Source organism: Streptomyces sp. ALI-76-A (assembly GCF_030287445.1).
In the GTDB taxonomy this organism is placed as follows: domain Bacteria; phylum Actinomycetota; class Actinomycetes; order Streptomycetales; family Streptomycetaceae; genus Streptomyces.
Genome location: NZ_JASVWB010000002.1, coordinates 471,096 through 494,688, shown reverse-complemented (window position 1 = coordinate 494,688; position 23,593 = coordinate 471,096). Strand labels below are relative to the sequence as shown.

The following is a 23,593-nucleotide window of genomic DNA, read 5'->3' as shown; positions in this document are numbered from 1 at the left end:
CCCGTCCCCTTATCCCGCCACGGCACCATCGCGGGCGGCGACGGCCTGAGTGATCGGCACGGATTCCGGTCGCTGCTTGTCCCACTCCAGGGTGAGGGTGAGCGACCCCTCGCCGGCGGTCTTGGCGAGGAAGACGCCGGCTTCCGCCGACAGCTTCAACCCGAGCTCCAGAGTGATCTTGTCCGGTTGGCGCGGCAGGTCGGCCACCTTGCCGAGCACGGCATGCGCGGCCTCGCGCACACTTTCCAGACCGCGCTCCAGCGTCTCGGACGCTTCCGTCACCATCCCGCCGGGCCTGGCGACTCTGACCACCGCCTGTGGTCCGTTGTCGACCTCCACCAGCACGGAACCGCCGCTTTCCAGCGGTACCCTCAGCAATTCGGGCATTGAGCTCCCCCGCCACCTACTGCGATGTGATGCGCGCCACCCTAGTGCTTGCCACAGGTGGGCATGAGGAAATCAGCAATTCGCCGGGCGGCGTGACGGCTGCGGCTGCCTTCGCAGCAGCGACTTCCCGGAGTGGGCCGAGGTGTTGCGCTGCTGCGACGCGAGCTGTGGATCGCCATCTTCATGCCTGAGGGCTTGTCGTGTCGCCTGGCTGTCCAAGCACCCACGTTCGAACCGTACTTCGCCCCGACCGGCCGAAGGTGGTGGCCGCCAGGCGGATCACCCGGACGAGCCGTCGTTCCCCGTCCCCGCGTCGGGATTGCTTCCGGCCAGCCAGCGCGTGAGGTCCTCGGCATGGTGCAACTCGTCGGCCACGCGCTCGCGTTCGGCGTCGGTGAGGTGGACCTGTCGCAGTTCGCGTACCCAAGTGTCGATGTGGGCGGGCTCCTCCAAGGCGGTGGCCAGTTCGATGAGCGTGGCCATGGCCAGCGCCCGGTCCAGCGCCGAGGCGGTGTCGCCGTGCCTGCGCAGCGCGGAGGAGATCGCCCGGAAGGCGGCCCGGTCGTCGTTCTTGAACTCACGGAAGACGCGGGCGTTGTCGAGCGCCCGGGCCAGGCCCTGCAACTCTCGGGACCCACCGTATTCGAGTTCGGCCGGCTCGTCCCGCCGGATGAAGATGAGCGAGTTGCCGGACGGGTCGACGAGAGTGAAGCGCCTCTGACCCGGACGGAAGCGTGTGATGCGCGGTTGTCCCTTGGCCGGCACCTTGCCGTAGGCGGCACGCATGGCCCGGGTGAAGTCGGCGTGGTAGGGGGCGACCTCGTCCACCATGACCAGGCAGATGCCGCCGTCCTCCCCGGCCGGGTCGTGGCCCCTCGGCGGCTTGCGGAAGTGCACCGCGAAACCGCTCCACTCCAGGGCGAGATAGAGGTAGGGGCGTGCCTGCCTGTAGGTGACCGTGAAGTCGAGCGCCTGGTAGAACGCCAGCGTCTCCTCCACGTCCACACACGGCAGAACCGGCACCACCGTCTCATTCGGCCGTGTCGTCGTCTCGGTCAACAGTCCCCCGTCACATGGCGTTCGGGCGTCCTGGCGTCCCCGCGCTCTCGGACACCAGCCCCGACGAACGGCGCCGAGCTTCGGGGCTCGACGGTACAGCCCCTGTCCCAGGGTAGTCAAATTTTATTAGTCGTCGGGTGGTGGTAGCCCTGGACGTCGAGGCGGCCGCTGTGGCGGGCCACCTCCTCGGCGAGCGCTCTGGAGCGCGAGGGCGCTCGCCGAGGGCAGGTCCACCAGGACCCGACCCCGAGGGCAGGCTCACCAGGACCCGACCGTCGAACGGTCCGTTGGAGACGTCCGCCATGGCGTCGCAGTCCGAGCGCGCGGACCGTCATGGCCGGGCATCGGCGGCACGGTCCGGCGACCGCCGCTACGCCGTGTATCGCTGGTTCACCTACGCCGTGTATCGCTGGTTCACCGACGCCGAGGCCCGCGCCGTCACCCCGCCCGAGGAACAGGAACGCCACGCTCGCCAGCTCGTGGCCGACCTGCGTGCGGCCGCCGGCCGCCGGACCGGTGACTCCGTGGTCGCCGGACTCGTCGACCGGTTGCAGTCCGCGAGCGCCGACTTCCGGCGGATCTGGGCCGAGCACGAGGTGGCGGTCCGGCGTGCCGACCGCAAGACCCTGCTGCATCCGCGGGTCGGCTGCCTGCTGATGGACTGCGAGACCCTGGTCACTCCCGACCAGGGCCAGCAACTGCTGGTGCTCGCCCCGGCGGACGCCGAGACCCGTCAGCGGCTGGAACTGCTGCGCGTCATCGGTGTGGAGGAATTCCCCACGGAGGAAACGGATTCGGCGGCACGTTGAGGGGGCGGTCATGGGCACCGGCTCGGCATTCGGCGGCCAGCTCGGCGAAGAGGCAGTCCTGGCTCCGGAGGGTTGCGCGGTAGCCGACTACGGCGACACGCAGCCATGCACCCGGATGGCATTCGGAGCGTCGTCCGTCCTGAGAGCCCGCGTCCGGGCCCGCACCACAGAGTGTTCTCGTACGCGGCCGCATCGGGGAAGCCGGCTGTCGGAAAAAAGGTTCTCCTGCGCACCGAACCGTACTCCCGCGTTGCCCGTTGTCAGGTGCGTAGGCGCGCGCTGACCTCGCGCACCGGTTCGTATTCGAGGGGAACCCGAAACTTCATGAAGAGCAAGCTGACCGCCGTGGCCCTTGCGGCCGTCGTCGTCGCCGGCACCGCCGCTGCCGCCATGCCGGCCGCGGCCGCCTCCGCCAAGGCCGAGCCGACCCGCTGTCACACCGCCGACCTGCGGGCCGGCTTCGCCATGGGGGATGACGCGAGGCCGGAGATGGAGCAGACCGAGAAGCAGACGCAGGCGTTCGTCTGGTTCACGAACCAGAGCAAGCGGACCTGCACCCTGTCCGGCTTCGCCGGTGTCGACATGATCGGTGCTCAGGAGACCGACGGCACCTGGTCGCTGGCGCGTTCCTCCAAGAAGCCCGTCAAGATGATCCTGGAGCCGGGGGACACGGTCGACTTCAGCATCAACCTGCTCCCGGTGGCCGCGTCCACGCCGAAGAAGGAGAAGTTCGTCCCGGCGAAGCTCCTGGTCACCCCGCCGAACGAGACGCAACCCTTCAGCCTGAAGTGGCCGTTCGGCGGCCAGATCCTCAAGCAGGACGGCGCCACCCGCCCGGTCACCTACCTCAACCCGATCGGGATGTGACCGACTACCTCAACCCGATCGGGATGTGACCGACCGGACTGCCTCTGAGCTTCCCTTCGGCGTCACTGGTGGCCACCGCGGGACTCCCGGATGAACCGAAGCCTCCGGGGGTGCGGTGGCCACGTCCGACACGCGAGTCAGCGCGCTCATGGAAGATGAGACGATGACGAAAGAAGTGACCGAGATCGTTCTGAGCAAGCAGGACCTTCGTGAGGTCGCCGCGTTCGCCGCCGCATGTGCAGAGGTCGTGCTCAAGATATTCGAGGCCGATCAGCCGGGTGACTCGCGGCCCCGAGACGCTGTCAGTGCCGCGTGGGAGTTCGCTCGGGGCGGCGAACGAGGGAAGTCCCTGCGCGAGACAGCGTCGGCGGCTCTCAAGGCGGCCAAGAGCGCGGACACCGGGGCTGCGCGCGAGGCAGCGTGGGCGGCGATGTCCGCCGCGGGCGCCGCCTACCTGCATCCATTGGCCAAGGCCACCCAGGTCAAGCACATTCTCGGAGCCGGTGCCTACGCGGCCAGAGCAGCCGAACTCGTCGCCGACGACGATCGGAGCGTCGGTGCCGGGCACCTTGAGCAGACGGTGCATCGTGCGACGCCGGGCGTCGTTGACGTGCTCAAGCGCTTCCCGGCGGCGCCGAGCGGCGGGGGCCGGGTCGGTGAGCTGATCCGCATGCTGGACGCTGACCTTCGTTCACTCGACCTCAGGTGACGGGCAGTCCGTAGACCCGGTCGAAGTGCTGGGCCACGAGGTGTCCGGCACCGTCGCAGGAGAGCTGCCAGTCGTTGACGCCGGTCTCGCGGCCGTCGGTGAAGTTCCACAGCAGACGGCCGGAGGCGGCGTCGATCGCGTAGAAGCCGTTCCTGTTCTCGAAGGCCGGCACGTGCACGGCGTCCGCTCCCACCGCGATCGGGTGGTCGACGTTGAGGCGGGGGGTCTCGCAGAACCAGCGCCGGTCGCCGGTCGCCGCGTCGAAGGCATGGACGCCGTAGGGATCGGTGCCCGTGGCGTAGACCGTGTTGCCGCCCGTCCCGAGGGAGGCGAACATGCCGCGTTCCGCCTTCGCCTTCCAGCGGAGCTTTCCGGTGGCGAGGTCCAGGGCGATGAACTCCGAGCCGATGGCGAAGACGGTTCCGCCGAGCACCGCGAGACCTGGCCGCAGGTCGTAGCCCACCGGGTACCGCCAACGCAGGCCACCGCCCTCGCGGGTGCTGCGGACCGTGACATTGCGCAGCCCGTCGGCGTAGACGAAGGCGTTGGACGTGATGACGGGCTTGAGGGGAACGCCGACGTCCTGCGGGTCGATCGGTATGACGACGGCCCGGCGGGCCCTGAGGTCGACGCCGAAGACCGCGCTGGTGGAGGTCGCGACGCCCTGCTCCTCCGACCGGCGTTCCAGCCTGGCGCCGAGGACAGAGACGACATGGCCGTCGTATCCACCGAGGAGTTGATCGAACTGGACGTCCCGGCCGAAGTTGAGGGTGAACTTCTCGGCGCCGCTGGCCAGGTCGACGCCGATGAGGGTCGCACCGGTGCCGAGGGCGACGGCGGCGTCGTTGGCCAGCAGGACGGGACTGGGGGAGAGGCTGATGCCCTGGTAGACCCATTCGGGCTGGGATCCGTTCCTCAGGTCGAGGCAGATCATGGTGCCCGGGCGGCTCTTCAGCAGGGCCGTGCCGTCGTTGAAGACGGCCGGGGTCTGGAGCAGCGGGCCGCCGCGGTAGACCCAGGTCGGTTCCGGGGCGGGGCCGGGCCGGGGCGCCCGCTGCCCGCCGGACCTTCGTCCGACGACGAGGGCGGTGCCCCCGACGAGGGCCGCGCCCGCGGTCACGGCAAGGAGGGTGCGCCGGCCGACAGGCGGGCGTTCGGGGGCACGGCGGTGCGCGGGTGCGGCGGAACGTTCCGTCACCGGTTGGGCCGGCTGCGCCGGTTCGGCAGCGGCCGCCGGGGGTCTCCGCTCCGGCGGCTCCGCGGTGGCCGGCGCTCCACCGGTGGCTCCGCTTCCACCGGTGGAGCGGTCGTCCGCGTCCCCGGCCGGGCGGACGCGGTCCGGGTCCGCGGCGCCGTCCCCGCCGTCGGTCCCGTGCGACGACGGCCCCACCGCTGTCCGGCCCGGTCCGTATCGGGAGGACGCGGCGGGAGTTCCGGCGGCTGCGTCGGCCGCGGGCCGTGCGGGCGTCAGGGTCCGCGCGAGGCGGTCGAGATCCGTCGCGGCCGCCTGGCGGTCGTCGACCATGGCGGCCACCCGCGCGGGCAGCCAGCCCTCCGTCAGCACGTGTTCGGCACCGCCGGGCGCGCACGCGGCGGAGAGCCGGTCGGGGCTGATACGAAGGGCCGGGTCCTTGGCGTGACAGAGGCTGATGATTTTGTCCAGTGGCTCGGGCACCAGGGTCAGATCGGCCGAACCGTGGACCACCTGATAGAGCAGGGTGGCCGCGGCGGCCCCGCTGAACGGCGCGTGTCCCGACGCCGCGAACGCGAGCACCGAGCCGAGACAGAAGACGTCTCCCTCCGGTCCCACCGGATCGCCGGTGGCCTGTTCGGGACAGACGTAGTCGAGCGAGCCGAACAGGCCGCCGGAGCCGGTGAGCTGGTAGCCGTCCCGGGCCCGGACGATGCCGAAGTCGATGACGCGCGGACCGTCCGCGGCGAGCAGCACGTTGGACGGCTTGAGGTCGCGGTGCACCAACCCCTCGGCATGCACCGCGATCAGCGCCTCGGCGATGCCCGCGCCCAGCGCGAGGACCGTCTCCACCGGCAGCGGCCCGTGTGCGGCGACCGCCTCGGCCAGGGTGGGGCCGGGTACGTAGGCGGTGGCGAGCCATGGAGTCTCGTCGTCCGGGGCCGCGTCCACCACGGAGGCCGTGTACACGCCGCCGACGGCCGCGGCGGCCGCCACCTCACGCCGGAAGCGGATCCGGAAGTTCTGGTCCTCGGCCATCTCGGGACGGATGACCTTGACCGCCACGGGGCGGCCGGCCGGCGAGGTGGCCAGAAAAACCCGACCCATCCCGCCTGCTCCGAGACGGGCGACCGGACGGTAGGGCCCTAGCTGCTCGGGATCTTCTGGGTGCAGTGGTTGCATGCCCTCGGCCGCCTGTTCTTGGTGATACGGGCGGGAGTCCCGCCCCCGCCGCGGGGGAAGGCCCTGTGGGGGTCTGGCAGCAGACTAGAGGCTGAGACGGCCGATGAGTGTGCTTGTCGGCATCCGTCACCGCTCCCTCGGACGAAGGCGTTCCGCCCTACTCATGCGCTGGCACGCCGATGTGACGTCGCGTCAGAGATCGGGTGACACGTGCCCGTCCTGCGGGAACAGTGCGCCAGGAGAAACATGAGGGAAATGTGCAGGATGAAACCACCGGCCCGGCGGAAGACCTCCGATGTGCCGAAGGTCACCCCGCGCCTTCGCCGTTCCCGCTCACCCTTCCGCCCGTGCTCACCAGCCCGTTTCGGCGAGGTCCTCGCGGGAGGGCGTCGGCCAAGGCGCCGACGGCGGGGATTCACGGCGCCGCGCCCCATTCGGTGCGATCGGTGACTGTGCCGAGCGCGGGGGCCTACTGGAAGGCCGGCGGGTGGCGCGCGACCCACTGGTCGAAGGGCCTGGCCGGCCGGCGGAGGATGCCCTTCACGTCGGGGCTGATCGCCTGCTCGGCCGGCAGCGGGACGCCCAGGACGTCCAGGGTGCCATTGGTGCCATCGATGACCTCTTCGGGCATGAAGTGCGCCATGTGGGCGCGCGTCTGTTCGCGAGGCAGCTCCACGAAAGGGACTTCCTCACCCGGCGCCCGGGAGATCGCCGCGGTCTGCCGGCGCGGGCTGACGGCCTCGGGCCCGGTCAGTTCGTACGTACGGCCCGCGTGCCCGTCCTCGCAATGCCGCTGCGGCTACGGCGGCGACGGCGGCGATATCGGCTTCGCGGCCCGCGACGCGATCGACCTCATCCGCGACCGGGGCATCACCACCGCCTGTGTCGTCCCGGCGATGCTGCGCATGATGCTCGGCGAGCCGGGTCGATGACCGGCAGGGCCGCGCCTGTCGGCCTACGGCCTGCCTCAGCGGCCGAGGGCCCTGGCGAGCTGGTCCTTGTTCATGGCGGACCTGCCCTCGATGCCCTTCTTCCTCGCCTCCTGGTAGAGCTGCTCCCGCGTGGCACCCGATCCCGAACCCCCGCTGCGGGACTTCCCGGACTTCTCTCCGCCACGCTGCGAGGGTGACTTGGTCTTCGTGGCGCCACTGCTGCTGGACGACCGCGCTCCACCGGACTGGGCACGCTGCTTGTTCACCGTTCTCGCGGCCATTTCCTTGGCCCTGCCCTTGGACATGCCGCGTTCCTCGGCGCTGTCCTTGATGTGCTCGTACTGCCGCTCCCGCTTGGAGTTCGACCCTGCAGGCATGACCAGTCTCCAGTCTCCTTGTTGCGGCGTGCGGTACGCCGATCGGACGAACGCGGACAGATTTTCTGCGACGCGGTGGTGAAACGGTCGCCATCGACGGCGGCCGTCGGCTTGCTAGTGCCGTGGCAGGCAACGTTCGCCCCGTCGCGACGCCCGGCACGCCCTCTCGCCGCACCGGCCGAAAGCCCGAGTACATCCAGTACGAGGGCTTCCGGCCGGCACGCCGAGAGCACGCACCGGACGCCGCTCCTTGACGGGCAAACGTTGCCTGCCGCGGCACTAGCGGGTGACCACGTTGAACACCTGGTGCATCCGCGGTCGCACGTCGGGGAAGCCGAGCTCTCGCAGGATCGGCATGATGGTCTCGCCGAACTGCTGGAACGCCTCTTCGGAATCCCAGACGTCCACGACGAGCCAGCCGTTGTCGGTGGGGGCGGCGGTGTGCGAGATGAGACCTGCCACCGGCCAGTCCGCGGGGCTCTTGACGGGGCCAGGTCGTCCGGTCACCCTTTCCGCGCTCTGTTCGTATTGCGCCTGGGTCATTCCGGGCATCTCGAGAATCACGACGATCGCCATGCTGAGCTCCCTTGCGAAGAGGTACAGCGCCGTGTGGCCAGTCGACCACTCCTGCGAGCCGCCTGCGCGTCGGAATGAGCCGAGCAGGGCACACCGCAGCGCAAATCCGGCATCGAGCCACCGATCTTGAGGCTTCTCGGCATCGGAGAGATGGTCGGCCTGTCGCCGCTGGACGTGCTGGCACGGACATGCGCACGAAATACCCGAACCGGCGTACAAGGCTGGCTGCGGAGCGACGCTCTTCGCCGCACCTCCCCGACGCAACGCCCGGACGCGGACGCCCGCTCGCCCTGCTCGGCCTCAAGTGATCACGAAACGGACGCCCGCCGACTACGCCGAAGCCCTGCGTCCGCACGGTGTTCTGCTCGTCCTTCGATCGAGTCGTCCTGCTGAACGCCTCAGAATGGGGTAGCAGAATTCCGGCAACGTACCCCCGCAAGAAAGTGATGCCACTCCCATGGCGCAGACACGAGACGTCGTCGAACTCATTCTCCAGGACCACCGGAAGATGGAGGATCTCTTTCGTCTGATGCGCAGCGTCGAAGCCGACCGGGCTGCCGCTCTTCGCGAGTTCTCCGATCTGCTGATCGCGCACGCACTGGCGGAAGAGGCGAAGGTCTATCCCGCCCTCAAGCGCTACAAGAAGATCGACGACGAAGAGGTGGAACACGGCGAGGAGGAGCACGAGGAGGGCAACCAGGCACTCCTGGAACTCCTGGAAGTCGACGAGGTCGGCTCCGAGGAATGGGACGAGAAGCTGGAAGAACTCGTGCAGGCCGTCACCCACCACGCCGACGAGGAGGAGCGCACCATCCTCAACGGAGCACGCGAGAACGTGGCCATGGAGCGCCGCGAGGAACTGGGCGAGGCGTTCGTGGAAGAGCGCGAGCGTCAGCTGAAGGCAGGCTGCGGTGCCGTCGACAACGTGCGCCGCATTGTCGGCTCCTGACCGCGACCCGTTGCCACGCCCCCTCGGACTGCCGGCGCTGGGAGGCGGGCGCCCCTGACCTTCCGGTTCCCGCGCAGTCCCTTCCCGGGTGCAGGGCGACCGCCGTAGGCCGGGCTGCGTCCTGCGGGCTGCGGCCGACTCGCTGGTGACCCGCTGTCCGGCGAGCGCGGTGCGGGATGTCGGGCAGCTGGGGCGCGGTGGTTCGGAGGCGCGGGTTCCACCGCTGCACCGGGCCCCAGCCGCGGGGCCCGGTCCCGGGAAGGTGGTGGTTACACCGCTGGCCCGGGAGGGATGTCCTGATCCGGCACATGCCTGGGGTCCCGGATCTGTCCGGGGCCCCAGGCATGCCGCTGTCTGGCGGGTTACCAGCGATACCAGCGGCCCTTGCGGCCGCCGGTGTCGGCGGAGCGCATGACGAAGCCCAGCAGCCAGACGACCAGCACGATGACGGCGATCCACCACAGTGCCTTGAGCGCGAAGCCCGCGCCGAAGAGAAGCAGAGCCAGCAGAAGAACGAGAAGCAGGGGAACCATAGTTATCAACCTCCATCGCTCCTCGTGCCCGGCGAATGCAAGAACATACGGTCGATTTCCCTGGTTTCTCCACTGATCTTGCGGGCACTGAAACCAGTTCCTCCACGGCGTTCACCTCACCACCTCATCGACGAACGGCGGTGGGCGGCTGTCGCTTCGGTCGAGTTCCACGTGCGGTGGCCGCGGGCCCGCATCCGTCTTCACCTTGGCGTCGGCCGCGCCGTACGGCGGCCGGAAGAGCGACCCGCAGGCCACCCTGAGCTACCTCGCCGACCACGCGACCGTGGACGGGAACCACCTGCTCCGAGATCACCGGGCGTGATCTACTGCCGATCATGCCGTTGCTGATGCTGGACCTCGACAACACTCTGGTCGACCGCGACGCCGCCTTCCGTGACGCCGTCACCGCATTCCTCGCCGAGCACCGCCTGCCCGACACCGACCTCGCGTGGGTGGTATCCGTCGACGCCAGCGGCTATACCGCCCGACAAGATGTCGCCGAGGCCATGACCGACCGATACCGGCACATGGTGCCGGCCACGGCCATCCACGCACTGCTCGACCATGGCGCCGCCGATCGCGTCGTGCTCACCGATCCCTCACGCGAAGCCTTGGACAGAGCACAGGCCGACGGCTGGACCTCCGTGATCGTCACCAACGGCCGCACCGTCCAACAGGAAGCCAAGATCCGCCGTACCGGTCTGGACCAGCTCGTGCAGGGCTGGGTGATCTCCGAGGCAGTCGGCCGCAAGAAGCCCGAACCGGAGATCTTTCACGCTGCCGCAGAAGCCGTCGGAGTGCCCCTCACCGGCGCATGGGTCATCGGTGACTCCCCGCATGCCGACATCGCCGGCGCCAACGCGCTCGGGCTTCGCAGCGTGTGGGTGTCGAACGGGCAGCGGTGGGCCCAGGAGTCCTACCAACCCACCCATGTCACCGAGGACGTCGCCACCGCGATCACCTACGTCCTTGCCGGGAGATAGGGCACGACCCACCTTGGCGACGGCCTCAAGGGGGCGTCGGTGGTCGGTCCACCGCTGACCGCGGACCGGGCTCCGATACCCATTGCCGCAGCCTGACCTGCCCACGCCACGAGGCCCCGGGCACGGCCAGAGGGCCGTGGTCGGCGGCGACCGCACGGGCGTAGGGTCGCGGCAAGGGGCTGGAACGCTGCGGCTGTTCGGCTTCGCCCCACTGTTCGCATGCCTCGCCGATGCCGTTCAGCAGGTGCTCTTCCGCTCCGGGTACATCATGAGGAACGGGTGATCGTCCACGTCGAACGTGGGCTCCGCGGTGGACTCCGAGTCGATGTCGACGTCGCTCATCACGAGGTAGTCACCGGCCGCGGCCATGTCTTCGATCGCCTTTCCCGGGGGTTTCCGGCAGGTGGTCTGCTTGCCGCTCTCCAGGTCGTAGGCCAGCAAAGCGGGTCCCTTTTCCTTCCAGTTCTTCGAGTCGACCCAGACCACGTCGGAGGTGACGACCACGTTGCCGAAGGAGCGCAGGCCCGCCGTGTTGAGCGGTGTCTCCACGTGCCAGCGCGTCGTGCGTTCGGCCACGTCGGTCGCGGTCAGCACGAACCCCTCGCTGCTGGTCTGCACCTCGGGCGGCAGGCCCTCGGCGTCGGGAGTGGGCTCATCCTTGTCGAGGGGAACCGCCTTGCCTTTGTCGTCGATCCAGAAGTACAGCGGTTCGACGCCTCCCGAGCTGCCGCTCAGCTGAAACTTCAGCAGGTCGCAGACTTCGCGGACGCACCCGTACTCGCTGAGGACGGGAGCCTGGATGCCGTTCTCACCGGCCTGCGGCCATTCCGCTGGGGCCTTCGGGTCCAGTTCCGCGGTCTGCTTGCCGGTCCTCGGGTCGAGAAGGCGGACGCCCGTGTAGCAGTCCTCCGCCACGACGACGGCATGGGTGGCCACCCAGGACGTACTCGTGGCGCCGGGCTCGTCGCACTTCCAGTCCCCGTTCCACAGTTCGTCGCCGTCGGCGGCGTCGAAGGCGATCAGACCGGCCTCTGAAACGTCGACCAGCACCACCGGACGGCCGTCCCCCGAGACGACTCGCAGCCTGCTGTCCGCGTACCTGCCGCCCCGGTCGTAGTGGTAGCGGTCGAACGCCGACCAACGGTCACTGATGGAACCGCCGACCTCGGCGCGCCACGCCACCGTGCCGGTCCGCGTGTCCACGGCGATCAGCCCGCCGTCGGCCCACAAGGACACGGCGAGTGGCGCCCGCCCGGCGCGTTCGGCCAACTCCACGGTCAGCACCGTCTCGTCACGCTCGTACGACCAGTAGGCGGGCGTCTTCTGCGGAGCCTCCAACGGCTCGGCCCACACCCGGTTCTCTGCATCGAGTACCCGAAGCCTGTTGTCAGCGACGAGCGGTACCGTGGTCAGCGCGACCTGGAACCCGGGGGAGGGCCGCTCGACCCTGTCCGGGTACGCGCCCCTGGCCTTCGTCACCTTCTCGACGACCCGGTCGTCCTGCTGGCAACCGGTCAGTGCCGTGGCCAGCACGACGCCTGCGCTCAGGACCACAGTCGTCCGTATGGCGTGCCGCCCGGCCCAAGTCCTCAATCCCCCTGTGAACATTGGGGCATCCTAAAGGGTCGGCGGCCTTGTGGCCGGGCCGAACCGGAATCCTCGGTCCTCGACCTCGGCCAGGGAGAGGTGGCCAGTGGCAGGGGTGGCAGGGTGGCAGGAGTCGAACCTGCGGCATCCGGTTTTGGAGACCGGCGCTCTGGCCTCTGAGCTACACCCCTTCGAGGGAGTCAGCTTGGCACGCCCGGCACTCGAACTCCACGGGATTTCATGGGGCAGTCCCCGGGTGCCCGTCAACTGGGGCGATCGCGTGAACTGCGGTCTCCCCCACGGACCAGCCCCCTCGGTGGGTCGCGGTCGCCACCAACTCGCAGACGATCTCGCTGTGTTCAGCATGGCCCGAGCAAGCCCGTGCGGGGAGGGCGGCGCGCGAGGTTCTCCGCATTCCACGTCCGCCGCTGCCTGGGTCCACGTCCACAGACGCCTGCGCCTGTGCGGTCTCGCTCCGTGTCGTGTCCTTGATCGGTGCGAGGGGCAGTTGGGTGGAGACGAGAAAGCCGCCCTCCGGGTGCCTGCCCGTGGAGGTGCCCCCCGACCGCGGTGGCACGTTCACGCATCCCGATCAGACCGCAGCCGGGCGAACGGTCCGCCATCGTGGAGGCACTCGGTCCCGCGGACGCGGTCGGCGCCGTACGAGCCGCCCGTCCGTCGTCGGCGACGGTGACGGTGACGGTGATGGTCACACGATCGCGGTCGAAGGCGAGGCCGACCCGCGCGCTGTCGGTACCTGGAGGGACCGCGACAGGCGCCGGCTACTCCCGGAGGCCCATCCTGTGGCACGGCGGCACGATCACGGGCCACCCGCACTTCCAGGACGCCGTCCGTGTACCCGAACGGCACAGGCTGTTTCCCCACACCGCCCTGCACCCCATCACCCGCGTGCGGATCGACACCCGCTCGACGACGCCCTCACCGCGATGCGGGCCAACGGTACCCATTTCGCCGCTGTCGCCGGTGACGAGGGCACGGTCATCGGCTTCGTCACCACGGAGGAGTCCTGTCGGAACCCGTCGGCCCGACGGCCGCATGATCGCTCGGGTGCGGGAAGGACTGTGTCGCCCGCTGGGCGCACGCCGAGTTGTGGGGTAGAACGGCTATTGGCTCCCGCGATTGCGGGGAGCCGGAGCATGCCCGGCTGAAGGGCTGTTCCCGATAATGAACGAAGGATTGACCAGTATGGCCAGCGGCACCGTGAAGTGGTTCAACGCCGAAAAGGGCTTCGGCTTCATCGAGCAGGACGGCGGAGGGCCGGACGTCTTTGCGCACTACTCCGAGATCCAGGGCAGCGGATACCGCGAGCTGACCGAGGGCGAGCACGTGACCTTCGACATCGGCCAGGGACAGAAGGGTCCGCAGGCCCAGAACATCATCCGGGGCTGACCGGGCCCAGTGATGTGAACGGAGGCGGTTGCCCGGTCGGGCAGCCGCCTCTGTCGTACCGCATCCGGTGAGATGCGCGGCCATCCTCGCCGGCGGCGGACGCGTAGGCGGGCCATGACGTCGATGGCCTGTGGGGACCGCGATCGCCAGAGGCCGGCGGCGGCTCTCGGCAGCGAGGTGCATCTCCGTGATCAATCCGCCGGGGACGGCCGTGGGACTGAAGACCCGCTCGCAGGTGCCGTCGAAGGCCCACATCCACAGCCAGTCGCAGACGCCTCGCCGCGTGCCGTACTTCTCCGGCAGAGACGCCGACCGACGTGGTGCGGAAGCCGCAGGCCCCGTCGAGGAACGGCACTGGCCGCGTCCGCGCACCTCCCTCGTGCCGCGCCCGAGGGCCGGCCCGGCCCGCGGATCTTCGGCCGGGAGGGCTGGGGAGGAGCGTGCGGACATCCGGGCGGACGGGGCGTCCGGCCAGCAGGGCGGCGCTGGCCGACAGGGGGCTGGTGGCCGACAGGGGGCTGGTGGTCGCTGCCGCCAGCCCCCTGCTGCCTCCTGGGCCGCAGCCTGTCAGCGACGGCTCACCGCAGCGGTCGTACCTGGATGTTGCGGAAGCGGACCTTGCTGCCGTGGTCCTGCAACCGTATCGCTCCCGCCGCCGGTGTCTCGGACCGGCCCGAGGCGGTGGGACCGTCGAGGACGAGGTCGTCGTGGACCTTCCGACCGTTCCACACGACCGTCACCCGGGCGTCGGCGGTCTTGTCGCCGCTGTCGTCGAAGCGGGCCGCACGGAAGACGATGTCGTAGGTCTGCCAGGTCTCCGGCCTGGTCGCCATGTTCGTGTCGGGCGGCTTCTTCAGGTAGATGGCCCCGGCCTCGTTGGTGTCCAGTGAGGTGTCACCGTACGAGTCGAGGATCTGCAGCTCGTAGCGGTCCTGGAGGAAGATGCCGCTGTTTCCCCGGTCCTGGCCGGTGACGTCCGGCGGCAGCAGAGGGACACGGAACTCCACATGCAGGGCGAAGTCCTGGTAGGCGTCCTTGCTGCGGAGGTCGCCGCAGCACACCTCCATCGACTTCTCCTCCGCCAACGGCCAGGCCACCTTCCGCCCGTCCGTGTGCTGCCACCGGGCCTGCGAGTCGGCGGTGCCGTCGAAGAGCGCCACCTCCGTGGCGCGCGGATGCACGGTGATCAGGTCCAGGTTGACGTGACCGGTGTCGCCGGGATCGAACCGGTAGGAGAGGGTGTTCCGGCCGGCGCGCAGGGGCAGCGGTTCGGTCCGAGTGGACCAGGAGTCCCAGTCCCCGGTGGAGGGCAGCCGGGTCTGCCGGACCTTCTTGTCATTGGCGTACACGGACAGGGACTTGGTGCCGGCGAACGGGTCGGGGCCGTTGGAGTACCGCAGGTTCACGTCGTACGTGCCGCTCTTCGGGACGGTGACGTCGAACGTCGTGGCGACTTTGCCCTCGGTGGCGTAACGGTCGACGAAACCGCTGCCGGAGTAGCCGGAGTGGTCGGTGTTGATCCCGGCCGTGCCGGTCAGCCGGGCCTCCTCCGCCTCGTACAGGGTGGCGGCCGGGGGCTGCTTCCCGGGCATGGCGTTGAGCGTGTACCAGGCCTCGGTGCTCCACAGCGCCTCACCGGTCGCCGAGGTGAAGGGGCGCGGGGAGCGCACGTGCACCACGTGGCCGGGCTTGAGTCCGTCCGCCCGCAGCCGGACGGTGCGACCGTCGTCGGAGAGCGTCGCCGATCGCACGGCGAGCCTCTCCTCGGCGATCTTCGGGCCGCCGTAGTCGGTGGTCGCGGTGTAGCGCCACTGCTGGACCTGGTAGCGCGCGGCGAGTTGTGCTGCGGTCTGCTCGGAGACCGGCTGGGTGTACGTCAGGTCGAAGCCGCCCGGGACGGCACGCATGGTCTTGATGTCGAAGGTGTTGCCGCCGTTGGGTGTCAGCTTCTGCAGCCCGAACCGGAGTTTGCCCTCCTGGCCCCAGTTGCCGTCGGCTCCGAGCCCGCCGGCGTAGATCGCGCCGTCGGGACCGAGGGTGAGGCGGTTGACGCCGGCTTCCAGGCCCTGGGTGTAGCGGAAGACCGCGCCCTGGTACTGGCCCTTGACCTTCTCCAGGTAGGCGCGCTGGAGGCCGCCGTAGGTGACGTCGCCGATCAGCATCTGGCCCGCGAACTGACCTTTCCTCAAGTACAGAGGCGTCGAGGGCGAGTTGGCGATCTCGTTCTGCGGCAGCCAGAGGACCGGTGCGGTGACGGGCGAGGACTCGAAGGGGCCGGCGGGCTCGGTGTAGTGGTTGAAGAAGCGGTCCTGTTCGATCTGGACCAGCTTCGACGAGGGGAGCCAGCCGCCCTGGTTGTCGGTGGTGAACAGGCCGCCGCCCGGGCCCCACCCGATTCCGTTGGGTGTGCGCAGTCCGCCCGCGACCGGGCTGATCCGGCCGGTTCTCTTGCTGATCTTGTACGTGGTTCCGCGGCCGGGAGCGGGCTGCGGGGTGGTGGTCTCGCCACCGAGGTCGATGGCGACGGAGAGATTCACGTAGAAGTAGCCGTCGCGGTAGAGCAGACCGAACGCGAACTCGTGGAAGTTGCCCCCGTAGGGCCACGTGGCGACGGTGCGGTACGCGTCGGTGACGTCGTCGCCGTCCTTGTCGACCAGCCGGGTCAGCTCGTGCTTCTGCGAGACGTACAGGGAACCGTCGACGTACTTGATCCCCATGGGCTCGCGCAGCCCCTCGGCGACCTTCGTGACGGTGACCTTGTCGCGGCTGGTCGGGCCGGTGACGTTGCCGAGCAGATACACCTCACCGGCAACGTTGTCACCGCCGCCCCAGGTGCTGATGGCCAGTCGCCCGTCGGGCAGCCAGTCCATACCGCTGACCTGCGGCTCGAAACCGTCGGGGCGCAGGTCGGTGAGGTCGAGGTCGGGGCGTACGGAGGTGAGCGGCAGCCCGTCGCCGGGGGAGTCCCCGCTCGCTTCGCACTCCTTGCGTCCCGGCGCCGTCACCCGGACCACACCGGCGTCGGTGCTCAGTGCCTCGCGGGGCACGACGGTGAACTCGGTCTCGCCCGGCGGTTTCCAGGCCAGCTGAACCTGCTGCCCGCCGTCGCGTTCGAAGTGGTCGACGCGCACGGGGTGGGACCCGGCGGTGAGGTGGACGGTGCCGTCCTTCGGTTCGGCGCCGTGCAGACCGTCGTGGTCGATCACCGTGGAGCCGTCGAGCGTCAGCCGGGAGCCGTCGTCGCTGGTGAGACGGAACACGTACGACCCCTCGCGCGGGGCGATCAGGTAGCCGGTCGCCTCGGAGACGAACCGGTCCTCGAATCCGCCGAAGTCGGCGGCCGTGGACCAGTCGACGGTGGGCATGAGCTTGTCGTGGTTGGGGGTCTGTCCCGGCTTGAGGGCGCACAGTTTGCTGAGCGGCGCCTGGAGGTCGTAGACGCGCAGCGTGACTCCGGGCTCCTGCGGCGGGATGTCGGCGGCAGCGGTCGCAGCGGGGTCGGTCGCCGTCGGGGCGGGGTCGGCTGCCGCCACCGGTGCGGCGAGGACACCGCCTGCCAGGACGGCGGACGTGAGCACTGCGATGAGGTGTCTTCGGGCTCGGGGGAAGGGTCGTTGGCGCAATGGTCCTCCTGTGCTGGGGACCGGACCGTGCCGGATCGTTCCGGTCTTTCACGGGGTGGAGCGCGGGTTGCGCCGCAAAGGTAAGAGACTTTTGCTTGTCATGTCCATACTTTGTCATCAGTGTGTTCAAAGTCGGTCCACGCACCCTGGCGGACCGTCACGGCCGTCGCCCGGCCCGCGGGTGTTCGGTAACGCCCCGATGGTGGAACTGATCATGGGTGGGCAGCACTTGATCCCGGGAAGCCTTCCGGGAGTGGGCCCGGGGGAGAGGCGGTGACGACGAGTGAGTGAGCAGGGTGGCCGGGACTGGGTGTGCATGACTCCGGACGACTTCGACCGTGACGCGCCGCCACGCCCGGAGACGGACGGAAGGATCCCGGCCGAACTGGACGAGTGCGGTACGGCTCCGCTGTTCGGTGACGAACCGCCTCCTGCTGCGAGGACAGGCGGGCCCACTCCGCGCTCGGCTCGACAAGACTGCCAGGGGCGGCTGTTCTGACCTTCGGGCAGGCCTGGCGGAGCGCGGGGCGGCTCGACGCCCGCGTGCCCCGGTGCGTCGGGCGCGGTCCGCGGAGCGTGTCGGCGGGGGTCGCCGGCGTGGGGGCGCTGGGCAGCAGGCCTGGAGGGGAAAGTGTGCCAAGCATCAGAACGCCGACTCGGTGGACGCCAGCGTGACGGTGTCGCCCTCGATCCCCGGACGGGCAACCGCAGCCCATCCCGAGCCGGTCGGCCTCGGCATGCCCGGGCCCCGCGTCCAGGACGGTGACGGCGAGCAGCGGAATCGCCACGTAGCCGATGTTGGTGCCGAGATGACTGAACGCGCTTGCGGCGAAGAGCGCACGGAAACCGCGCAGGCGCCACGGAGACTCCGGGTGGGGATGCATGCGCGTACCGTGCGCGGAGATCCGCGGTCGCGCCTATTGATCTAGCCTCAGCTGAATGATCGAGGTCGGGTTCAGCATGGAGGACGTGGCCCGTACGCGGTTCGCGCTGTCTCCCCTGTGGGAGGTGGTGGCGAGCGTACGGGTGCTCAAGGGCGCCGACGAGCAGGGCCTGCACCGTACATGGACGGATCAGGCCCGGCCACGGCTCGCGTCCGCCGGACTCGACCTCGGCGTGCTGTTCGACCTGGTCCCCGTGCTGTCCCGGTCACCGTGGGCCGGCAGCGTCCCGTCGTTCCTCTGCCCGCCGCCCACGACTCCGCTGCCCTCGCTCGCCATGGAACTCGCGACCCTGCGGGCCACCCCGCCGGAGCTGATCAGGACGACGTCGGCGGTGCCGGCCGGGCGCATGGCGGCCCTGCGCGCGAACCCGGCAGCGGAACTCGCTCGCCTGGCAGAGGCGATCGAGGCCTACTGGGAGCTGGTTCTCGCCCCGTACTGGCCGAGGATTCTCACCCTCCTGGAGAGCGATGTCCGCTATCGCGCGGGCCGCCTGGTGGACGGCGGTGCGCAGCGCCTGTTCGCCGACCTGGACCCGCAGGTCGCCTGGGCGGACGGAACCCCGCACCTGTCCCACCGCACCGTGCGAGGCCCCCGCCCGCTGGACGGCCGAGACCTGCGGCTGGTGCCGTCGGCCTTCGTGTGGCCGCGATCTTCTCCGTACTGGGCGAGCCGTGGCAGCCTTCACTGCGCTACCCGCCATGGGGCGTCGGCGCCCTGTGGCAGAACCGCCCGACACCCGTCTGCGAGGCGCTCGCCGGGGTGATGGGCCGCTCGCGCGCCCTGCTGCTGGCTGAGCTGACGGCTCCCGTCTCGACCACCGAACTCGCCCGCCGTACCGGCCTCACTCCCGGCGGCGTCTCCCAGCACCTCACGGCCCTGCGCACAGCGGGCCTCGTCAGTGCCCACCGGTACGGGCGGCAGGTGCTGTACGCGCGAACCCGTACGGGAGAGGCGGTGGTTGAGGCGGCAAACGCGGGATCATGAGCCGTTGCCGGCATCGGCCGGCGGGAACAGCGGTGTCAGTGGGTCAGTGGGTGGTGAGCATGCCCTCGCGGAGCTGCGCGAGGGTGCGGGACAGCAGTCGGGAGACGTGCATCTGGGAGACGCCGAGCTGTTCGCCGATCTGGGCCTGGGTGAGTTCCTCCACGAACCGCCAGTGGAGGATCTTGCGGGAGCGCTCGTCGAGGTCGGCGATCATCGGGGCGAGTGCGTGGAAGTCCTCCACCAGTTCCAGCGCGCTGTCGTCGTTGCCGATGAAGTCGGACAGTGCGGTCTCGCCGTCCTCGCTGCTGCCGATGGCGGCGTCCAGGGAGGAGGAGCGGTAGCCGTTGGAGGCCAGTCGCGCCTCGATGACCTCCTTCTCCTCCAGGTTCATCAGCTGGGCCAGTTCCGCCACGGTCGGGGTGCGGCCCAGGCGGCTGCTCAGTTCCTCGGTGGCGCGCGCCAGCTGGACGCGGGCTTCCTGAAGGCGGCGCGGAACGTGCACGGCCCAGGTGGTGTCACGGAAGAACCGCTTGATCTCGCCCGTGATGTAGGGGATCGAGAAGGAGGTGAACTCCACCTCGCGGGACAGCTCGAACCGGTCGATGGCCTTGATCAGGCCGATCACGCCGACCTGGACGATGTCCTCCATCTCCTCCGCGTCCCGGCTGCGGAACCGGGAGGCCGCGTAGCGGACCAGGGACACGTTCATCTCGATCAGCGTGTTGCGCGCGTACTGGTACTCCGGCGTGCCCTCTTCCAGCCGGTCCAGCTGCTGGAAGAACAGGCGGGTGAGCTCACGCGCGTCCTTCGGAGCGACCTTGGAGGGGTCGGCCACCTCCGGCAGTGCGCCACACTCCACGCCCGCCGTCGCCGCTGCCGTATCCGTGACCATGTGTCCCTCCCCTGTCGGCCATGCCGACTCCGGCCCATCGTGACTTGCCATGGCCGCGCCTACCCCTTCCCCACGCCTTCACGCCTGCTTCTGCCCCGGGACTCGAAACCGCGACGGCGGCGCCGACGAGCAGCAGCTCCGCGCATCGCGGTCGAAGGCCTGGCGGAGAGGTATCTCCGCGCCGGCAACAGCCGCGCGCGGCCGAGCAGTCGTCCGCGTCGACGGGGGCCCCGCACGGCTTGGCCGTCGAGGGCCGCTGACGGTGCGAACCCTGGCTCTCCCTGTTCGAGAGCTGCCCTGGAGCGTATGTACAACCATTCGATCGCCGCGTACGTCGTAGAGCGCAGTCGATCACATCAAGATCGCAGGTCGCTCACATCACGTTCTCGACAACGGAGACCCATGCACGCCAGACGTACCGCCCTCGCCGCTGCCGTAGCCCTCGTGGCAGCGGTCTGCACACCGCTTCTGACAGCCCCCACGGCGTCGGCGGCCGCCGCCAAGCTGTCCGACGACTTCAACGGCGACGGTTACCGCGACGTCGTCATGCTGGGCGGCTCGCACGGTAAGGACGGCCGGGTCACCGTCGTCTACGGCACGTCGTCCGCTCCCGGCACCCGAGTCCAGATCCTCCACCAGGACTCGGCGGGCATCCCGGGCGGGGTGGAGGCGGAGGACGGGTGGGGAACCGCCGCCACCACGGCCGACCTCGACCGCGACGGCTACGCCGACCTGATCGTCTCCTCGCCCGGCGAGGACGTCGGCACCATCCAGTTCCGTGGCGGGCTGACCGTCATCTGGGGCAGCGCCAACGGTCTCGGCTCGGGTACGGTCTTCAACTCGCCGGCCCCGCAGGAGTACGAGGGCCAGGGTGACCGTTTCGGCGAGGACGTGGTGTCCGGCGACTTCGACGGCGACGGGGACCAGGACCTGGCCGTCACCAGCGGCAGTCGGGTGGGCGTGGTCCTGTTGAAGGGCCCCTTCACCCGCGCCGGCGGGAAGAGCGGCTGGAGCTTCCTGGGCGGCTCCTACGGCTACCTGTGGGCGCCCAACCTGGTAGCGGGCCGGGTCACCGCCGACGCCGCGACGGACCTGTACGTTCTCGGTTCGGACCTCCAGGCCTCCAGCGACGCGGACCTGCGGGCCTTCTTCCACCGCGGCGGCAGTACGTTCACCCAGCGCGCGGGCGAGCTGCGGGTGCCCGACGACGGGGGCCACCAGGGCGGCGACATCCTCTCCGTCGGCGACTTCGACAAGGACGGCTACGGCGACCTCGCCATCGGTCGCGGTTACGAGCAGGGCGACGGCGAGCGCGGTTACGTCACCGTCCAGTACGGCGGCTCGAACGGTCCCAGCACAGTTCGCAAGCCAGTCAGGTTCACCCAGAACACCACGGGGGTGCCCGGTTCCTCCGAAAACGGGGACTTCTTCGGCTCCGCCATCGCGGCCGGCGACGTCAATGGCGACGGCTACGCGGACCTCGCCGTCGGTGCCCGGGGCGAGGACCTCGGCGCCAAGCGCAACGCCGGCATGGTCACTGTCCTCCTCGGCCGCGCGGGCGGCCTGTCGGGCACCGGCGCCAAGTCCTACAGTCAGGACACTTCCGGCATCACCGGCACCGCCGAGACCGAGGACCAGTTCGGCGCCCACCTCAAGCTCACCGACTACACCCGCGACGGCCGGGCCGACCTCATGATCGACACCAACGAACAGCTGGGTTACGAGGACCGGTGGGGCCTCGTCCATCTGCTGAAGGGCTCCGGCTCGGGCCTCACGGCGACGGGCTCGAAGTCGTACTCCGTGACGTCGCTGAACCTGTCGTACACGCGGATGGGCGGGCCGTTCGCGCGCTGAGCCCACTGGTCGCCGGGCCTGCGGCGACCGCTGAGGAGCGATCCGCGACCAGCCCCCTGCCTGCGGGCCCAGAGCCCGCAGGCAGGGGGCTTCACGTCGAGCGACCGGGCAAGTCCTGCCCGCCCCCGGTCGGTCGACGCGTAGACCTGAGGGGTATCGGTCTCCGCGGACGGAACCCGCGCCGCCTTCGCGGGTCGGGCCGGGCAGCACGGCCTGGACATCGTCATGGCCGTCGCTCAGGGCTTCGAGGCCGAGCGGGGGCCGGCCGGCGAACGCGGCACCGTCCGCATCGCCCTGTCCGACGACCCGGGCGGCGACGCCACCGGACGCCGCCCCGGCGGCACCGGGGTTGAGCTGCCCGAGCGAGTGCCGGGGTGGACAGTTCGGCGCGCTGCCGCGTGCATGGGATGTGCCCTGCGGCTCGACGTCGGCCTCATCAGGCAGCAGACCGTGTCACCAGTACCGGCTTCAGTCGCGTCAAGGACAGTACGCGGTCGACCACCGGTGCGAGGGAACCACTCAGGCCCAAGGCGACGCCTGCGTCCGCGGCTTGAGCGTGGGCGTCGAGCAGTACGTTCAGCCCGGAGCAGTCGCAGAACGTCACCTGGCTGAACTCCACATCGACGCGGGCGGCACCGGTCCGGAGAGCAGCGGCCAGTACCTCGGCCAGCAGTGGCGAGGTGCCGAAGTCCACCTCGCCCGCCGCCTTCACCGTCGTCCGGTCACCCGCTGCCGCTATCGACGCCAGCAGACGACCGGCCTTCTCGTCCGGGCTCATGCTGACAGCCTGCACACCCGGGTGGAGCACGTCAAAGGGACCCCAAGGCTTCACGCGGCGGCGCGGGTGATCAGCCGAGGGGGCGGGAAGGTCTCGGTGCCGAACGGCATGAGACGTCAACGATGTATGCGATTCGCATATAGTTGCTGCTATGGAATCGAGTCTTGAGACAGTCATCAACGAGTGGCACGCGAGCGTGAATGAGGGTGACCCGCAGCGTTCGGCGAGGGCGGTCGGGGATCCGATCGTCGTCCTGGGCCCGAAGGGTGCGGGTCCGATCACACCTGAGCAGTTCGCGGAGTGGGTGGAACGCTCCGGGATCAAGCTGGTCCCGCGGTCGTGGCACCCGGTCGGTGACCGCCTGATGGTTGTCGAGGAGGACGCGACCTGGCCTGACAGTGACACGCCGACGCGCGTGGCGACCGTCTTCCGCGCTACCGCCGGCAAAGTGACTGCCGCCCTGCGGTTGCCTGTGAGGTCGGCGCTCGAGCTGGCCTACATCTGCCGTGAGATGGCGGCGTCCGAATGAGTGGTCAGGGACCGGGTCAGGTCTTGTTCGGCTTCGTCCGGCACTGGGCGCGCCGATCCGTGGTGAGTGATCCTGCTGCGGCTGAACAGGGACGGCTCGTGTTGGTCACCGAGGCAGTCCGATCTCTGACTGCACGTGGGGTACCGGCGACCGTGAACGCGGTCGCTCACGAGATCGGCATCGACCAGAGCGGAGCCTCGCGGCTGATCAAGAGTGCCTCCACGGCCGGTCATCTGGTCATGGAGGCGTCTCCGGTTGATGGACGACGACGCGAAGCGTCCCTCACCCCTGCCGGCCGATCCCTGCTGGAACAGGCTCACCGTTGGCAGGAGCAGGTCTTCGACCAGCTGACCGCTGGTTGGAGTGAGCAGCGGCGCCGTGACTTCCAGCAGGCGATGACCGAGTTGATGGACCAGTCCTACGTGATGGACGCATGA

General features: G+C 69.7%; 20 protein-coding genes, 1 tRNA gene and 2 pseudogenes. 11 read left to right on the top strand and 12 right to left on the bottom strand.

Features of this window, described 5'->3' with window-relative positions; translation table 11 throughout:
• Positions 1-9 precede the first annotated feature (9 nt).
• The gene (locus QQS16_RS02920; protein WP_286060029.1) at positions 10-387 is read right to left on the bottom strand and encodes a CU044_2847 family protein; all 378 of its coding nucleotides are present in this window, start codon (positions 385-387) and stop codon (positions 10-12) included.
• Positions 388-666: 279 nt separating this feature from the next.
• The gene (locus tag QQS16_RS02915) at positions 667-1,410 is read right to left on the bottom strand and encodes a DUF8817 family protein (protein WP_286060028.1); all 744 of its coding nucleotides are present in this window, start codon (positions 1,408-1,410) and stop codon (positions 667-669) included.
• Between the two features lie 392 nt (positions 1,411-1,802).
• Between QQS16_RS02915 and QQS16_RS02910 the strand changes: the two are divergent.
• From QQS16_RS02910 to QQS16_RS02900, 3 genes and pseudogenes are all read left to right on the top strand, one after another.
• Positions 1,803-2,255, top strand: a pseudogene (locus QQS16_RS02910) (MmyB family transcriptional regulator); the annotation flags it as partial.
• A gap of 324 nt (positions 2,256-2,579) precedes the next feature.
• A complete protein-coding gene (locus tag QQS16_RS02905) occupies positions 2,580-3,122 on the top strand; it encodes a DUF4232 domain-containing protein (RefSeq protein ID WP_286060027.1) in 543 nt (180 codons plus the stop codon).
• Positions 3,123-3,237: 115 nt separating this feature from the next.
• Positions 3,238-3,831 (top strand): putative immunity protein, encoded by a 594-nt coding sequence (locus QQS16_RS02900; protein ID WP_502963751.1) that lies wholly within the window; start codon positions 3,238-3,240, stop codon positions 3,829-3,831.
• On the opposite strand, the gene QQS16_RS02895 is transcribed toward QQS16_RS02900, so the two are convergent.
• Positions 3,824-6,205, bottom strand: coding sequence for a serine/threonine-protein kinase (locus tag QQS16_RS02895; RefSeq protein ID WP_286060026.1), 2,382 nt, complete (start codon positions 6,203-6,205; stop codon positions 3,824-3,826). The genes QQS16_RS02900 and QQS16_RS02895 overlap by 8 nt on opposite strands.
• Before the next feature lie 469 nt (positions 6,206-6,674).
• Positions 6,675-6,836, bottom strand: a complete 162-nt coding sequence (locus QQS16_RS43855; RefSeq protein WP_502963750.1) for a hypothetical protein — start codon at positions 6,834-6,836, stop codon at positions 6,675-6,677.
• Here QQS16_RS43855 and QQS16_RS43850 point away from each other — a divergent pair.
• A complete protein-coding gene (locus QQS16_RS43850; RefSeq protein ID WP_502963941.1) occupies positions 6,835-7,137 on the top strand; it encodes a hypothetical protein in 303 nt (100 codons plus the stop codon). The two genes, QQS16_RS43855 and QQS16_RS43850, sit on opposite strands and share 2 nt — an antisense overlap.
• A 35-nt stretch (positions 7,138-7,172) precedes the next feature.
• Here QQS16_RS43850 and QQS16_RS02885 read toward each other — a convergent pair whose 3' ends face one another.
• Positions 7,173-7,514, bottom strand: coding sequence for a plasmid stabilization protein (locus tag QQS16_RS02885; RefSeq protein WP_286060025.1), 342 nt, complete (start codon positions 7,512-7,514; stop codon positions 7,173-7,175).
• Positions 7,515-7,793: 279 nt separating this feature from the next.
• Positions 7,794-8,090 carry a hypothetical protein gene (locus tag QQS16_RS02880; RefSeq protein ID WP_286060024.1) on the bottom strand — a complete coding sequence of 99 codons (297 nt, stop codon included), beginning with the start codon at positions 8,088-8,090 and terminating at the stop codon, positions 7,794-7,796.
• A gap of 457 nt (positions 8,091-8,547) precedes the next feature.
• Here QQS16_RS02880 and QQS16_RS02875 point away from each other — a divergent pair, with 457 nt between their 5' ends.
• Complete coding sequence (locus QQS16_RS02875) at positions 8,548-9,039, top strand: hemerythrin domain-containing protein (RefSeq protein WP_286060023.1); 492 nt, start codon at positions 8,548-8,550, stop codon at positions 9,037-9,039.
• 362 nt (positions 9,040-9,401) lie between these two features.
• Here the strand turns inward: QQS16_RS02875 and QQS16_RS02870 are convergent, their stop codons facing one another.
• Positions 9,402-9,572: a DUF5670 family protein gene (locus QQS16_RS02870; protein WP_286060022.1), complete on the bottom strand. Its 171-nt coding sequence runs from the start codon at positions 9,570-9,572 to the stop codon at positions 9,402-9,404.
• 335 nt (positions 9,573-9,907) lie between these two features.
• Between QQS16_RS02870 and QQS16_RS02865 the strand changes: the two genes are divergently transcribed.
• Positions 9,908-10,555: an HAD family hydrolase gene (locus tag QQS16_RS02865; RefSeq protein ID WP_286060021.1), complete on the top strand. Its 648-nt coding sequence runs from the start codon at positions 9,908-9,910 to the stop codon at positions 10,553-10,555.
• 237 nt (positions 10,556-10,792) lie between these two features.
• Here QQS16_RS02865 and QQS16_RS02860 read toward each other — a convergent pair whose 3' ends face one another.
• Together QQS16_RS02860 and QQS16_RS02855 are read right to left on the bottom strand one after the other, a co-directional pair.
• Positions 10,793-12,109: an outer membrane protein assembly factor BamB family protein gene (locus tag QQS16_RS02860; RefSeq protein WP_286060020.1), complete on the bottom strand. Its 1,317-nt coding sequence runs from the start codon at positions 12,107-12,109 to the stop codon at positions 10,793-10,795.
• A 140-nt stretch (positions 12,110-12,249) separates the two neighbouring features.
• Positions 12,250-12,333: transfer RNA gene (locus QQS16_RS02855), tRNA-Trp, on the bottom strand.
• Positions 12,334-13,348: 1,015 nt separating this feature from the next.
• Between QQS16_RS02855 and QQS16_RS02850 the strand changes: the two genes are divergently transcribed.
• Positions 13,349-13,552, top strand: coding sequence for a cold-shock protein (locus QQS16_RS02850; RefSeq protein WP_286060019.1), 204 nt, complete (start codon positions 13,349-13,351; stop codon positions 13,550-13,552).
• Between the two features lie 578 nt (positions 13,553-14,130).
• Here the strand turns inward: QQS16_RS02850 and QQS16_RS02845 are convergent.
• Positions 14,131-17,175, bottom strand: a complete 3,045-nt coding sequence (locus tag QQS16_RS02845; RefSeq protein ID WP_286060018.1) for a 3-keto-alpha-glucoside-1,2-lyase-like domain-containing protein — start codon at positions 17,173-17,175, stop codon at positions 14,131-14,133.
• Between the two features lie 939 nt (positions 17,176-18,114).
• On the opposite strand from QQS16_RS02845, the pseudogene QQS16_RS02840 reads away from it, so the two are divergent.
• A pseudogene (locus tag QQS16_RS02840) lies at positions 18,115-19,103 on the top strand (ArsR/SmtB family transcription factor).
• Positions 19,104-19,146: 43 nt separating this feature from the next.
• Here QQS16_RS02840 and QQS16_RS02835 read toward each other — a convergent pair.
• Positions 19,147-19,995, bottom strand: coding sequence for an RNA polymerase sigma factor SigF (locus tag QQS16_RS02835; RefSeq protein ID WP_286060017.1), 849 nt, complete (start codon positions 19,993-19,995; stop codon positions 19,147-19,149).
• Positions 19,996-20,397: 402 nt separating this feature from the next.
• Between QQS16_RS02835 and QQS16_RS02830 the strand changes: the two genes are divergently transcribed.
• Positions 20,398-21,849: an FG-GAP and VCBS repeat-containing protein gene (locus QQS16_RS02830; protein ID WP_286060016.1), complete on the top strand. Its 1,452-nt coding sequence runs from the start codon at positions 20,398-20,400 to the stop codon at positions 21,847-21,849.
• Positions 21,850-22,285: 436 nt separating this feature from the next.
• Here QQS16_RS02830 and QQS16_RS02820 read toward each other — a convergent pair whose 3' ends face one another.
• Complete coding sequence (locus tag QQS16_RS02820; protein ID WP_286060015.1) at positions 22,286-22,627, bottom strand: STAS domain-containing protein; 342 nt, start codon at positions 22,625-22,627, stop codon at positions 22,286-22,288.
• Between the two features lie 151 nt (positions 22,628-22,778).
• Here QQS16_RS02820 and QQS16_RS02815 point away from each other — a divergent pair, with 151 nt between their 5' ends.
• Positions 22,779-23,156 (top strand): hypothetical protein, encoded by a 378-nt coding sequence (locus QQS16_RS02815; RefSeq protein WP_286060014.1) that lies wholly within the window; start codon positions 22,779-22,781, stop codon positions 23,154-23,156.
• A 23-nt stretch (positions 23,157-23,179) separates the two neighbouring features.
• Positions 23,180-23,593 (top strand): MarR family winged helix-turn-helix transcriptional regulator, encoded by a 414-nt coding sequence (locus QQS16_RS02810; protein WP_286060013.1) that lies wholly within the window; start codon positions 23,180-23,182, stop codon positions 23,591-23,593.

What these genes read in the sequence shown, in the direction of transcription:
- QQS16_RS02905 (WP_286060027.1), top strand. Translation starts at nt 2,580, where the DNA reads ATGAAGAGCAAGCTGACCGCCGTGGCCCTTGCGGCCGTCGTCGTCGCC.
- QQS16_RS02830 (WP_286060016.1), top strand. Translation starts at nt 20,398, where the DNA reads ATGCACGCCAGACGTACCGCCCTCGCCGCTGCCGTAGCCCTCGTGGCA.
- QQS16_RS02835 (WP_286060017.1), bottom strand. Translation starts at nt 19,995, where the DNA reads ATGGTCACGGATACGGCAGCGGCGACGGCGGGCGTGGAGTGTGGCGCA.
- QQS16_RS02895 (WP_286060026.1), bottom strand. Translation starts at nt 6,205, where the DNA reads ATGCAACCACTGCACCCAGAAGATCCCGAGCAGCTAGGGCCCTACCGT.
- QQS16_RS02880 (WP_286060024.1), bottom strand. Translation starts at nt 8,090, where the DNA reads ATGGCGATCGTCGTGATTCTCGAGATGCCCGGAATGACCCAGGCGCAA.
- QQS16_RS02875 (WP_286060023.1), top strand. Translation starts at nt 8,548, where the DNA reads ATGGCGCAGACACGAGACGTCGTCGAACTCATTCTCCAGGACCACCGG.
- QQS16_RS02820 (WP_286060015.1), bottom strand. Translation starts at nt 22,627, where the DNA reads ATGAGCCCGGACGAGAAGGCCGGTCGTCTGCTGGCGTCGATAGCGGCA.
- QQS16_RS02850 (WP_286060019.1), top strand. Translation starts at nt 13,349, where the DNA reads ATGGCCAGCGGCACCGTGAAGTGGTTCAACGCCGAAAAGGGCTTCGGC.
- QQS16_RS02815 (WP_286060014.1), top strand. Translation starts at nt 22,779, where the DNA reads ATGGAATCGAGTCTTGAGACAGTCATCAACGAGTGGCACGCGAGCGTG.
- QQS16_RS02865 (WP_286060021.1), top strand. Translation starts at nt 9,908, where the DNA reads ATGCCGTTGCTGATGCTGGACCTCGACAACACTCTGGTCGACCGCGAC.
- QQS16_RS02920 (WP_286060029.1), bottom strand. Translation starts at nt 387, where the DNA reads ATGCCCGAATTGCTGAGGGTACCGCTGGAAAGCGGCGGTTCCGTGCTG.
- QQS16_RS02870 (WP_286060022.1), bottom strand. Translation starts at nt 9,572, where the DNA reads ATGGTTCCCCTGCTTCTCGTTCTTCTGCTGGCTCTGCTTCTCTTCGGC.
- QQS16_RS43855 (WP_502963750.1), bottom strand. Translation starts at nt 6,836, where the DNA reads ATGCCCGAAGAGGTCATCGATGGCACCAATGGCACCCTGGACGTCCTG.
- QQS16_RS43850 (WP_502963941.1), top strand. Translation starts at nt 6,835, where the DNA reads ATGAAGTGCGCCATGTGGGCGCGCGTCTGTTCGCGAGGCAGCTCCACG.
- QQS16_RS02885 (WP_286060025.1), bottom strand. Translation starts at nt 7,514, where the DNA reads ATGCCTGCAGGGTCGAACTCCAAGCGGGAGCGGCAGTACGAGCACATC.